Source organism: Bacillus sp. ISL-45 (assembly GCF_018613195.1).
In the GTDB taxonomy this organism is placed as follows: Bacteria; Bacillota; Bacilli; order Bacillales; family Cytobacillaceae; genus Mesobacillus.
Genome location: NZ_JAGGQQ010000009.1, coordinates 59,423 through 73,057 on the forward strand (window position 1 = coordinate 59,423; position 13,635 = coordinate 73,057).

General features: G+C 44.2%; 8 protein-coding genes and 1 riboswitch. Of the genes, 6 read left to right on the forward strand and 2 right to left on the reverse strand.

What is annotated here, in order from left to right; genetic code table 11:
* Window positions 1-13 precede the first annotated feature (13 nt).
* The gene (locus J7E35_RS12470) at window positions 14-1,066 is read right to left on the reverse strand and encodes a M20 family metallopeptidase (RefSeq protein WP_214780191.1); all 1,053 of its coding nucleotides are present in this window, start codon (window positions 1,064-1,066) and stop codon (window positions 14-16) included.
* Between the two features lie 280 nt (window positions 1,067-1,346).
* On the opposite strand from J7E35_RS12470, the gene J7E35_RS12475 reads away from it, so the two are divergent.
* From J7E35_RS12475 to J7E35_RS23495, 5 genes are all read left to right on the forward strand, one after another.
* Complete coding sequence (locus J7E35_RS12475) at window positions 1,347-4,829, forward strand: bifunctional 2',3'-cyclic-nucleotide 2'-phosphodiesterase/3'-nucleotidase (protein WP_214780627.1); 3,483 nt, start codon at window positions 1,347-1,349, stop codon at window positions 4,827-4,829.
* Between the two features lie 340 nt (window positions 4,830-5,169).
* Complete coding sequence (locus J7E35_RS12480; protein ID WP_214780192.1) at window positions 5,170-7,557, forward strand: immune inhibitor A domain-containing protein; 2,388 nt, start codon at window positions 5,170-5,172, stop codon at window positions 7,555-7,557.
* 355 nt (window positions 7,558-7,912) lie between these two features.
* Window positions 7,913-9,055, forward strand: coding sequence for a DEAD/DEAH box helicase (locus J7E35_RS12485; protein ID WP_214780194.1), 1,143 nt, complete (start codon window positions 7,913-7,915; stop codon window positions 9,053-9,055).
* A gap of 167 nt (window positions 9,056-9,222) precedes the next feature.
* The gene (locus tag J7E35_RS12490) at window positions 9,223-10,710 is read left to right on the forward strand and encodes an amidase family protein (RefSeq protein ID WP_483297663.1); all 1,488 of its coding nucleotides are present in this window, start codon (window positions 9,223-9,225) and stop codon (window positions 10,708-10,710) included.
* Window positions 10,711-10,734: 24 nt separating this feature from the next.
* Window positions 10,735-10,869, forward strand: a complete 135-nt coding sequence (locus J7E35_RS23495) for a hypothetical protein (RefSeq protein WP_023625781.1) — start codon at window positions 10,735-10,737, stop codon at window positions 10,867-10,869.
* Window positions 10,870-10,946: 77 nt separating this feature from the next.
* Here J7E35_RS23495 and J7E35_RS12495 read toward each other — a convergent pair whose 3' ends face one another.
* On the reverse strand, window positions 10,947-11,813 hold the full coding sequence (locus tag J7E35_RS12495) for a YitT family protein (RefSeq protein ID WP_214780198.1): 867 nt from the start codon (window positions 11,811-11,813) through the stop codon (window positions 10,947-10,949).
* 363 nt (window positions 11,814-12,176) lie between these two features.
* Between J7E35_RS12495 and J7E35_RS23285 the strand changes: the two genes are divergently transcribed.
* Entirely contained in the window at window positions 12,177-13,358 is a 1,182-nt protein-coding gene (locus tag J7E35_RS23285) for a CBS domain-containing protein (RefSeq protein WP_251040937.1), read from the forward strand.
* A 124-nt stretch (window positions 13,359-13,482) separates the two neighbouring features.
* Window positions 13,483-13,584, forward strand: a riboswitch (SAM riboswitch).
* The last annotated feature ends 51 nt before the right edge of the window (window positions 13,585-13,635 follow it).

The following is a 13,635-nucleotide window of genomic DNA, read 5'->3' on the forward strand; positions in this document are numbered from 1 at the left end:
TTTTAATTTTGGTTCAGTATGATTTAACGTAATCTATCAAAATTTCTTTATACTTTTCCAGCGATTCTAGCTCAATGTATTCGTCGTCTCCATGCCAGTTTGCTCCGCTTGGACCGAACTCGATTGCCGGGATTCCGTGTGCTGCGAAATACTGGGTGTCTGCTGCTCCGTGCTGGCCGAATATCACTGCTTCACCAGCAATATGTTTTTCCAAAACGGGTTTCAGCTGGGTGATGAATGGATCATCCTGTTTTGTCGCCACAGGGATTCCCTTCAAACCGATGGTAACTTTAGCTTCTGATATCCCTTCGATTTGCTGCACGATCGAAGCGGGATCTTGTCCAGGAAGATAACGGATATCAAGGGACATGACACAATGATCAGGTACCTTATTAAAAACTTCGCCACCGGATATGATGGCAAGATTAACAGATGGTGATGGATAAAACTCCGAGCTTTCTTTTATAAAAGGCAATTCAAGCAGTTTTTCGTAAACTCGATACGCCTTGACAATCGCATTATCGCCTTCCCACGGCCGGCTGCCATGAGCGGATTTTCCGGTGACTTCGACTTCTAGCCTCAATACACCTTTTGCCTGCAGGGCTATCCCCAGCTGAGTTGGTTCAGAGGAGATGACAAAATCCCCGCGATAATCATTTTCTACAAGGTAGCCAGTACAATTCATCCCGCCGATCTCTTCGTCGGAAACAATCTGCAGCTGGATTTTTACCCCGATTTTTTGATTGCGCAACTCTTTCATCGCGACCATCATCGCAGCAACTCCAGCTTTCATATCAGCTGCGCCTCTGGCGTAGATTCGGCCATTCTTTTCAACGGGTACGAATTGCTCTTTTTTCCCGCTGACCACATCAACATGTCCGTTGAACACAATCGTTTTATCTCCTTCGCCTATCTCGCAGACTACCATTTTATATCCATTGTTTTCAATCAAACTCGGCTGCAATTCATGCTCAATCAACCATTGTTTGCAAAACTCGACCGCCTGATTGGCACCTTCCTTCGTGGAGCTGTCAATCAGGATCAATTCTTTCAATAATTCCTTCATAGCACAAACACTCCTTGAAAAGGTTCTACTTAACATTACCACACTAGTATATTTTCAATCTCAATAATATATGGCAGTGCCTTATCAGGATATATTTATTTTAAATCATTCGAATGGGAATATAGTTATAAGGGTGTGTATTTAAAATAGGGTGAAATAGGCCTAAATGCAAGCGTTTTTATGACAAAATGTTTAGAAAAATCAGGTCTATCAGTCCATTTCCGATTTCGTGAATCCTACTATAATTAAACACGTATCTACCAATCTAATCACTGAGGAGATGGATTTCTTGAAGAAGCCTTTGCGCAAGATAGGAAAGACTGTTGTCGCCACAACAATGGCATTGTCTGTGTTAGCAGGTCCTGTTTCTTATAAATCATTTGCAGCTGGCAAGCCTGATCAGGCAGGGAAGCATGAAGTGCAGCTGCGTATTATGGGAACAACAGATATTCATACAAATTTATATAACTACGATTACTATAAAGGAGTGGCGGTTCCGGACTTCGGCCTGGCTAAAACAGCTACTTTAATTAAAGAAGCAAGAGAAGAAGAAGCTGGGAAAAACAGCTTGTTATTCGATAATGGTGACCTGATCCAGGGAAATCCGCTCGGCGACTATAAAGCCAAGGTTGATGTACTTGAAGATGGGGAGATGCACCCTGTCTTTGAAGCTATGGAACTATTGGATTATGATGGTGCGACAGTTGGAAACCACGAGTTTAACTATGGATTGGAATACCTTGATGAAGTGCTGGATGACGCACCAATGCCGTATGTAAATGCGAACGTTTACAAGTATGATGGCGATGACAATCCTGACAATGACGAGAACTATTTTAAGCCTTACACGGTCTTTAATAAAAAGGTAACGGATGCAAATGGCAAAACCCAGGTGATTAAAATTGGGGTTGTCGGTGCGGTGACACCGCAAATCGTTCAGTGGGACAAAGCGAATCTTGACGGGAAAGTGATTACGAAAGATATTGTAAAATCGGTAGAATCCCAAATTCCTAAAATGAAAGAAGAGGGCGCTGATATTATCATTGCACTTGCCCACTCTGGAATCGGCGACGAAAAAGTAGTTGAGATGGAAGAAAACGCTGCCTACGATCTGACAAAAGTCGAAGGAATCGATGCCATCATCTCCGGCCATAATCACCTGAACTTCCCAGGCAACTTCATCGGATTGCCAGGCGTTGATGCTGAAAACGGCACAATCAATGGAGTTCCGGTTGTCATGCCAGGAAGCTGGGGAAATCAGCTTGGTGTCATGGACCTTACCATTGTAAAAGAAAAAGGTAAATGGAATGTGAAGAGTTCCAAAGCTCAATTAAGAGCTGTCTATGATAAAACGACTAAGACAGAGTTGGCGAAACCCGATTCAGAAATTTTAGAAGCGGTAAAAGAAGATCATGAAGGTACGGTGGAGTATGTAAACCAGCCGGTAGGCAAAACGACTGCCGATATCAACAGTTACTTTGCTTTAGTCCAGGATGACCCATCTATCCAAATCGTTACGAATGCACAAAAATGGTATGCTGAGCAAAAAGTAAAAGGCACTGCAGATGAGAATCTACCAATTCTTTCAGCAGGAGCTCCTTTTAAAGCAGGCGGACGCAATGGTTCAGAGTACTATACGTATATCCCTGAGGGAACAATTGCAATCAAGAACGTAGCAGACCTTTATCTGTATCCAAACACAGTGGCTACAATCAAGGTGACAGGTGCGGATGTTAAGGAATGGCTTGAAATGTCTGCAGGACAGTTCAACCAAATCAACGAAAATAAAACGGATGAACAAGAGTTAATCAACACTAGCTTCCCAACTTATAACTATGATGTCATCGATGGCGTAACTTACGAAATTGATGTTACCGAACCAGCAAAATATGATAAGGATGGCAAAGAGGTTAATCCTGATGCAAACCGTATTAAAAACCTGCAATATAACGGACAGCCAATCGATCTTGAACAGGAATTCCTTGTTGTAACGAATAACTATCGTGCAAACGGCACCTTCCCGGGTGTCAGAAATAAAACGGCAGTGGAAATGTATCCGGATGAAAATCGCCAGGTAATCATCGATTATATCAGTGAACTGGGAACAATTGATCCATCTGCAGATAATAACTGGAGCTTTGCAGGAGTAGAAAAAGAGCTTAATGTAACATTCACCTCTTCACCTGCTGCACAAGAAGCGCTTCCGGAGTCAGGTCTGATTAACTATGCTGGAGATGCTGCAGATAGTTTTGCTAAATACCAGCTGCACCTGCCAATCGAGCTTCAGCTTCTGGGGATCAATGATTTCCATGGCCAGCTGGACACTTATAACTCAAAAATCAATGCAGGCGGTGTTGAATACCTCGCTGCATATTTGAAAGAACGTGAAGCGGAAAATCCTAATACATTGATGCTTCATGCAGGCGATGCTGTTGGAGCAAGCTCCCCGGTATCCGCTTTGCTTCAGGACGAGCCTACTATCAAAATCTTGAACGAGCTTGGTTTTGACGCAGGTACTGTCGGCAACCACGAGTTTGATGAAGGTGTAGATGAAATGCTGCGCTTGATCTATGGTGGAAGCCACCCAAAAACAGTGGAGAAGTATGGCGTTTTTGAAGGTGCCAAATTCCCATATGTTGCAGCTAACGTTGTTGACAAAGCTACAGGTGAGAATATTTTAGATCCGTATACAGTAATTGATGTAAATGGAATTCCAGTTGGAGTCATCGGTGTAGCGTTATCTGATACCCCAAACATTGTGATTCCAAGTGCAGTACAGGATGTGCAATTCACCGACGAAACCGAAGCAATCAACCTCTATACTGAGGAGTTAAAGGCGCAGGGTGTTGAAACAATTGTTGTTTTAGCGCATAACCCATCTTTTTCAAAAATGGATGGATCTGATGCTGGTGAAGAACTTGTTGAGATTGCTCAAAATGTAGATGATGAAGTAGACGTGTTATTGGGCGGGCATAACCATGCTTTTACTAACACTAAAGTTGACGGCAAACTTGTCGTTCAGTCTTATTCTTCAGGTACTGCTTTTTCAGATGTAGACTTATTGATTAACCCTGTAACGAAAGATGTTATGGTAGGCAGAGCAGAAATCGTCACAACATACCGGGATCAAATTGAGCCGGATGCTGAAATCAAAGCCATGCTGGACACTTATGTAGCAGATGTTGCACCAATTCTGAATGAAGTGATCGGGACAGCATCAAACCGTATCAGCCGTGATACAAGTGCTTCTGGTGAATCTGCAATGGGTAACCTCGTGGCAGATGCAATGCGTTGGGAGACAGGAACTGATTTTGCCTTCATGAACTCAGGCGGGGTCCGTGCTGACATTGATGCAGGTGAAATCACGTGGAAAGAAGCTTTCACCGTTCAGCCATTCGGTAATGATCTTGTAAAAATGAATGTGACTGGTGAAGTCATCAAGACATTGCTAGAGCAGCAATGGGGCAGTAAAGTCCGTATCATGCCAATTTCAGGCTTGAAGGTAACTTACGATGATTCAAGAGCTGCCGGAGACCGTATTGTGTCGATAACGAAGAATGATGGAACACCAGTTGAAATGGATCAAACCTATTCAATCACAGTCAACAACTACATGGCTGGAGGCGGGGATGGATATGCAATCCTTGCGACCATTACTGACAAGACAATCGATGTAGTCGATTTGGATGCATTGGTCAACTATATCAAGGCTCACGGTGAAGTGAATCCGCAAATTGAGGGTCGTGTAACGAAATTAAATTAATAGTTTAGAAGGGGAGCGCAATATTTGCTCTCCTTTTTTTGCGTAAACCACTATTTTCCTGATAGTCCATTTGAATCAAATTTAGATACACGAAGAAAATTTCCCAATATAACGCTTTATTAAAATAGTTTTATTGACACTTCTTTTTGAGATGGAAACAGGATGATAGGCTCATTTTTATTTTAAAAGTGAGCTTTTTTATTAAAAACGAGTAATTTTATAGGTAAATATTATTATTTTATAAAAATTTACAATATTTCAAAACCTTGCTACAATTTCAATCAGATTCTTCTGAAAATATGAAAAATCGAAACTTGGAAAATAGCAGGGGGTTATCTTTTTGAAGAAGAAAAGTTCGTTGAAGGTTCTATCCAGCGTCGCGGCAAGTGCTGTCTTCGCATCAACATTATTTGCGGGTTCGTTTGCTGGGCCAACTGCAGCACCCAAGAGTGTGGCAGCTGCGACAGCTCCTGAATCTGCACCAATAGACTTGAACATTGTTGACCAGGATCGCCTGGCAAAGGCTTTGCAGGAGCGAGGCCTGATTGCGAAAGGTGCTTCACCTGAGGAAGTCAATAAAGCGGTAACAGAATATATTAAACAGAAGCAGGGAGCAAAAGCAGGCAAGACAGATGATCACGCTGCTGAACATGAAATGGCAAAGAAGTCCAAGGACTTTTTGACAAAGCAAAAGGACAAGCTGACTAAGCAGCTTGAAAAAGGGCATGACAACTACAAAACGGGCAAGCCAACTGGATATGCGAAAGTAGATCCTGCGAAACAAGCTGCTTACAATGGTACAGTCAGGGAAGATAAGGTTCTTGTTCTTCTGGCTGAATTTGCAGACTTCAAGCACAATAACATTGAGCAAGAAGAAGGCTATATGTATTCAGACGACTTCAGCCGCGAGCATTATGAAAAAATGCTGTTCGGTGACGAAGAGTTCACATTATTCAATGGTGAAAAGGTTCAAACGTTCAAGCAATATTACGAAGAACAGTCTGGCGGCAGCTACACAGTTGACGGACATGTTACGGACTGGGTGACGGTACCTGGAAATGCAGCAGATTATGGTGACGACAATCCAGAGGGCGGACATGATAACCTGAATCCTAAAGGACCGCGTGACTTTGTAAAGGATGCATTGAATGCTGCTGTTGAAAACGGCCTTGATCTTTCTCAGTTTGATGAATTCGATCTTTATGATTTAGACGGCGACGGAAACCAGAACGAACCGGATGGACTCGTTGACCACTTGATGGTCCTTCACGCTGGTGTTGGCCAGGAAGCTGGCGGCGGCAAGCTTGGTGACGATGCTATTTGGTCACACCGCTGGGTATTGAATGGAGTCCACAGAGTCCCTGGCACTGAAGGAACTGCTCAAGTACCTTACTGGGGCGGATCAATGGCTGCCTACGACTACACAATCGAGCCTGAAGATGGAGCAGTTGGTGTATTCGCACACGAATTCGGACATGACCTGGGTCTTCCAGATGAGTACGATACACAGTACACTGGACAAGGTGAGCCGGTTGCATCATGGTCGATCATGAGCGGAGGCAGCTGGAATGGAGCAGTAGCAGGCACAGAGCCGACAAGCTTCTCTCCACAGAACAAGGAGTACTTCCAAAAGATCATGGGCGGCAACTGGGCTAACATCACGGAAGTGAATTACGATGAAATTGACGAAAATGGTTTATCTGTTGTTATCGACCAAAGCGTAACGAAGTCGAAGAATAACGGTATTGTAAAAGTTAATCTTCCTAAGAAGAAGGTAAAAGGCATTGAGCCTGCTTTCGGTGAAAAGTACTACTACAGCAAAAAAGGTGATGACCTGCACACTGCATTGGAAACGCCTGTATTTGACCTGACAGCTGCAACGACAGCAACTTTCGACTACAAAGCATGGTATGAAGTAGAATTCGATTATGACTATGTATATGTAAATGCTGTGACTGAAGACGGCACGGAAGTTCAATTGGATCTTATCGGCGACGAAAACACTGCTGGCGGCATGGAAACAACTCAAGGGCAGTGGGAAGACAAGTCTTATGACTTAAGCCAGTTCGCAGGACAGAAAGTGAAGCTTGTGTTTGATTATGTAACAGACGGAGGACTTGCTCCTGAAGGTTTCGCAATGGATAACCTTAGCCTGACTGTTGACGGCGAAGTTGCTTTCTCTGACGATGCAGAAGGCACTCAACAAGTGACTCTTGATGGTTTTATTTCTACAAACGGTTTATTTGATAAAGACCACTACTACTATCTTGAGTGGAGAAACTACGCTGGTGCTGACAAAGGCTTGATTGAAGGCCGCGGCGTGAAGTACAACACTGGTTTGGTTGTCTGGTATGGTGACGACAGCTTCACAGACAACTGGGTTGGCGTCCACCCGGGCGAAGGCTTCATCGGGGTTGTTGACTCTCATCCAGAAGCAATCGTCGGCACGCTCAATGGACAGGATTCTGTAAAGAGCAGCACACGCTACCAGATCTCTGACGCAGCATTCTCACTTGATAAGGCACCTGCCTGGACAGTTGATTCTCCATCACGCGGAGTGTTCGATTATGAAGGCCTTCCAGGTGTGGCAACATTTGATGACTCACACAAGTACATCAACGAACTGATCCCGGATGCAGGCAAAAAGCTGCCTAACTACGGATTGAAGTTCCAGGTCATCGGCGAAGCGAAGGATAACTCAGCTGGTGCAGTTTGGATCCATAAATAAGATTTAGGTTTTGAAGACATCGGGCGAATTCTCGCTCGATGTCTTTTTATGATATTCGGAGACAGCACACGCTCGATGTCTTTTTATGAATTGGAAAAAATCGCTCAGAATTCCCAACTCGCCAATAAAATAGGAATTTCGCCAATATAATAAAAATTTTCGCCAATAAATCTGTAGAATCGCCAATATAATAAAATTTTCGCCAATAAAGTTGTGAAAACCGCCAATAAAACACAATCAGCCCAAAACAATCTATAATAAAAAGTGCAAAACGCCAATTTTCAGGGGAATACTGGACTTATAATCGTGTTTTAGCTAGTATCAATACTAGAATGTTTAACTGAAGGAGAAAATCATGTCAGAAACTCAACAAATTATCGCACAACTACAACCGTTCCTGCAGCAGGCCTGGGAGAAGGCCGGATTCGAGACGATGACTTCTGTCCAGACGACAGCAATTCCGCTAATAATAGAAGGAAAAGATGTTGTCGGAGAGTCACCGACTGGTACTGGTAAAACTTTAGCGTACCTGCTTCCTGTTTTAAATAAAATCGATCCTAAAATGCAGAATACACAGGCAGTCATCCTTGCTTCGTCGCAGGAGCTTGTTATGCAGATCCTGTCCGAAATCCAGAAATGGGGCGAAGGCAGCGGAATCAAATCGGCAAGCTTGATCGGCGGTGCGAACCTGAAGCGCCAGATTGACAAGCTGAAAAAGAGCCCGCACATCATCGTCGGAACTCCAGGGCGGACGAATGAACTGATCAAGCAGAAGAAACTGAAAATGCATAAAGTCCATACAGTCGTCCTAGATGAAGGCGATCAGCTTCTGACCCCCGAGCATAATGAAACGGTAAAAAGCATTGTCAAGTCGACACTTGCTGATCAAAGACAGCTTCTGCTATTTTCAGCCACTCTTCCAGAGACTGTCGAAAAATCAATCAAGAGATTGGCGAAGGATCCAGAGATCATCAATGTCAAAAAGGACGAAACGATCGATGCTGCCAAAGTTGAGCATATTTATTTTCTCAGCGAGCAGCGTGACAAGATCAAAGTCCTTGAGAAGATTGCCCGCCTGGATGGAACCAAGTCACTTGTTTTTATTAAGGACATCCCTAACCTGATCATCACTGCCGAAAAACTGAAATTCAAGGACATCCATGTCGGCCAGCTGCACAGTGAGCTCAACAAGCAGGATCGTCAGCGGTATTTGAACAAGTTCCGTGATGGCAACAGCGAAATGCTGCTTGTCACCGATATCGCAGCACGCGGATTGGATATTAAAGGTGTCACACATGTCGTCCACTTCGATTTCCCGAGGGAGCAGGACCAATACGTCCACCGCTCCGGACGCACAGGCCGATTTGGCGCGGAAGGAACCGTTATCTCGATCGTCAACGAACGTGAAGAACGCGATATGAAAAAATACTGCAATGCCCTAAATATCACTCCAGTGCAAAAAGAATTTTACGGCGGTAAAATTGTCGACCCAGAATAATGAGTTGAAGCTATAGGATCTACTTCTATAGCTTTTTTACTGCAAACAAAGGGTTTTTTGAAAAAGAGTCAGAATATATATTCCGTAGATTATTTTGAAAGGCTATGAAAAAGCGGCTGTTATCACCAGCCGAATTCACATAGCCTTTTTGAAAGGAAATGTTGAACGTGAAAAATCCACATTTGAATACATTGATGGCAGAGTGGCTGCCGGAAGCGACGATTGATGAGATGCAGGAGAAAATGGAGAAGGGCGAGCTGTCTTCCCATGATCTTGTTCTGATGTATCAGGGCCGAATCGCGGCTTTTGATGAAACAACCAAATCAGTGCTTGAGGTGAATCCGGATGCCCTTCAGATTGCGGTTTCACTGGATGCTGAACGAAAACAGAAAGGTCCCAGAGGCCCTTTGCACGGTATTCCGGTCCTTGTAAAAGATAATATCGATACAAACGATAAAATGCATACTAGTGCTGGATCGCTGGCATTAAAGGACTCCTTTGCGCAGAAAGATTCCTTTGTCGCTGCAAAGCTAAGGGAAGCAGGCGCCGTCATTCTTGGCAAGACAAAAATGACAGAGTGGGCAAACTTCATGGCGAATGGCATGAAGAGCGGATACAGCTCCCGCGGTGGCCAGGTGCTGAATCCGTACGGTCCAGGGAAGTTTGATGTCGGCGGCTCGAGTGCAGGTTCCGGCGCTGCAATTGCCGCTAATTTGGCTGCGGTTGCGGTCGGAACAGAAACAGATGGCTCGATTTTAAATCCTTCTTCCAAAAATTCATTGGTGGGCATCAAGCCGACAGTCGGACTTGTCAGCCGCAGCGGCATCATCCCGATTGCCCACACTCAGGATACAGCCGGCCCGATGGCGAGAACTGTAAAGGACGCGGTTTACCTTTTGGAAGCGATTGTCGGCCAGGATCCGCAAGACCCGGCAACGATGGTCAGCTTTCCGGAATTCAGTCACGACTCTCTTTTCGATGAACATGCACTAAAAGGAGCCAAAATCGCTGTTGTCAGGGAAGAGTATATTGGCAAGTGGACCCAGGAGCAGGAGCATATTTTTCAAAAAGCGGTTGAAAAACTGGAAGAGCTGGGCGCAGAGATCGTTGAAGCAGAAATCCCGGCGGCGAAAGCAACCTGGGGCTACAAAGTTTTGAGCTATGAATTCAAAGCGGATCTGAATGCTTATCTGAACGATCTGGCACCGAATGTTCCAGTCAGGACGCTTGCTGACGTGATTGCTTTCAATTATGAGCATGGTGAGAAAATGCTGAAATACGGGCAGGAAGTGCTGCTCGAATCGGATGCGACAAGCGGGACACTGACCGAGGCTGAGTACCTCGAAGAGCTCGAATACAATCTTTATATGGCAAGGGAGCAGGGAATTGACTATGCATTGAAAGAATATGGAGCGGATGCGGTGCTGTTCCCGATGGATGGCTCAACAATCGGCTCAAAAGCAGGGTACCCATCCGTTACGGTCCCGACTGCTTTTACTGAAGATGGAGAGCCAGTCGGCATCACCTTCACAGGTACCGCCTTCAGCGAACCATTGCTGATCAGGCTTGCCTATGCATACGAGCAGGCAACTAAGGTGCGTCAGGCGCCTGAACTTAGAATAAACGCCGGAGAAAAAATCCATACTACTTCATGAATCCATCAAAAGGAGCGAGGTAGAATGGGTAGACAAAAGCTTGGCAACGGAAACGCCCAGCGCAACAACAACAAGAAGAAGGGCAACAATACACCCGAAGAACTAGTCGAATTCACAACAGGCCAGAAAGAAAAGAAATTCAACAATCCGATTGATTGACAGCAAAGTGCCCCGGCGATTCTTCGCCAGGGCACTTTTTAAAAATTGTCCTCATTCACAAGGCTGATGCCGCCTTATTAATGTCCGCTGCTCCTATCAAAGTTGCTTCCTGAAACGTCGGCGACATTTTCAATGGCGACAAGCGCATTTGGATCGATTTCGTTGACAACTGAGCGCAGTGTGGACAATTCGATCCGGCTGACGATGGTGTAGATGATTTTCTTTGGTTCACTTGAAAAAACACCCTGGCCCTGGATGTAGGTCATGCCCCGGCCTAATTGTTTTAGCAATGCTTCGGCGATTTCTTCAGGAACATCGGAAATGATTGTGACGGATTTTAGCTCCTCCATCCCTTCGACGACGACGTCGATCATCTTGAAGGCAATGAAATAGGTGATGATGGAGTACATGGCCGTTTCCCAGCTGAACACTAGCAGGGCGGCTAAAATGAAGATGAATAAGTTCATGACCATGACAATCTGACCGACAGAGACGGTGCGCTTTTTGCTGACAAGGATGGCGATGATTTCGGTTCCATCCAGTGCGCCGCCTGCCCGGATGACCAGACCAACCCCTGTTCCAAGGATTACCGCTCCGATGATCGTTGCTAAAAATAAATCATCCGTCACAGGTTCAAAATGGTGTAAATAAGCAGTAGCGCCGGATAAAATAATGACTCCATATAAGGTGCGGAGCGTAAATTTCAATCCCATTCTCCGATACCCGATATATAGGAAAGGAAGGTTAAACACTAACAGGAATATACTCATCGAGATGTTCGTCAGTTCCGCTGCGATGATTGACAGCCCGATGACCCCTCCGTCAAGGATCGCGTTAGGAACAAGGAACAGATCGAGCCCGAATGCCGCGATAACCGCGCCGATTGTGATCGTCACAAGCTGTATGACCTCTTTGATTATTCTTTTTTTCTTCGTTGTTGCCACTAAAGATCAAACCCTTTTCTATTAAGAATGTTTTCGCATTGATTGTTGCTTTTCGTTATTAATCTATCAACCGCATTTTGGCTAGCTTCGAGGGGCCCTTTTCTAGCAGATCCTTAACTGAAAAAGCATAAGAAAACGTAAAAATTCATAATCTGATTTTTACGTTTGACTATGAAAGCAACAAAGTTTACGAAAAGAGACTCTATAAAAACTCTACTATTAATTAGTAATGTATGTACTATACTTATTGTATCAAACATTAAAGCTAGCTGGTATTTTTTCATTATATATCCATGATTAGTAAAACCGGTAAATGGGGTAATGAGAAGGGGGAAGTTATTTGAAATTACGGAGGGGCTTTTTTTGGCTAACAATACTCAAGCTAAACATAAATCAAATAATCAGTCAGATTCAAAAAATAAGAAGAATCATCAGACTGGTAAAAATAAGAGAAAGTCATATATGAGAACTAACCCTAAGCCGCAGGAGAATGAGGAAAACAGATTGAAGCGGGCTGATGAAAGAAATCAAAAGCATGATGGTAATAAAGGAAACGAAAATGGGAAGCCATCACATCAATCAAAAAAAGAGAAGGGCAATTCTTCTTCAAATCATTTAAAAAACGATAAAAGCAGGTCTTCCACCCAACAGGCCGGCAATGGCAGTGGAAAAGCATCTTCCAATCAATCCAAGAATGGTAAAGAAAATGGCAAACCAGCCTCAAATCAATCGATAAACGGCAATGGGAATAAGGGTGGGAATGAAGGCGGCAAGAATTCATCAAACAAAAATCCTGATTCAGGAGCGAAAACTTCAGAAGACCAAGAAGTAAAGCATAAAGAGCAATCCAGTAAGTTCGAGACGGCCTTTAACAGGATTCACAAAGCGCTTAAGGAAATGGTAAAGGGAACGGACAGCGATGCGTTCGTGGAACTGCTGTACTCTGGGTATAAAAATCATTCATTGGTTCGTAAATATAAAAGTGAACTGCATCAGTTTGCGAAGCTCCGCAATGCGATTGTCCATGAGCGGGTGAACGCAGATTATTATATTGCCGAGCCGCATATCGAGGTGGTCGAACGGATTGAGGAGATCGCAAGGGAGTTTGAGAAGCCGCAGACGGCACTATCAATCGCGACCAGCCCGGTGTTTTACTATTACGAGGATGCCTATCTTAAAGATGTTCTAAAGGTGATCAATAAGTTTGATTTTACACGATTCCCTGTCTACGACAAGGATGATAAGTATGTTGCCTTGCTGACTTCAACGGAAATCATCCAGTGGCTGGCGAAGCATTTTTCCGACAGTGTGGTCCATTTCGAGGACGTGCGTGTAAAAGAGCTTTTGACGAAGGGGAAAAATTACTTTGTGACCTTTGTGGATGAGGCTGCATCACTTTATCATATTGAAGAATTATTCGAGCGATACCATACAAGAGGCAAGAAACTGCAGGCAGTCATCATTACGGAAACGGGAGACCGCCACGGGAAGCCAATTGGAGTGATAACGCCGTGGGACTTGCTTGACAGCGATCCGGAAGATTGAGCAGCCAATCTGCCAGCTGTCTCCAGCGTGAATCCAGTGTTTTCAGTGTGTGAACTGTCATTGACGATAAACCAGGGATGCTGATATACTTCAGCTATCTAAACTATTTTTAAACCCGAAATAACTCTTATCAAGAGCGGCGGAGGGACAGGCCCTGTGAAGCCCGGCAACCATCGTTTAAAATGAAAGGTGCTAATTCCTGAAGATTGCAGTCTGAAGATAAGTGAGGCTGACTGTAACCTCTCCTTATTTGGAGAGGTTTTTTATGATTATTTTT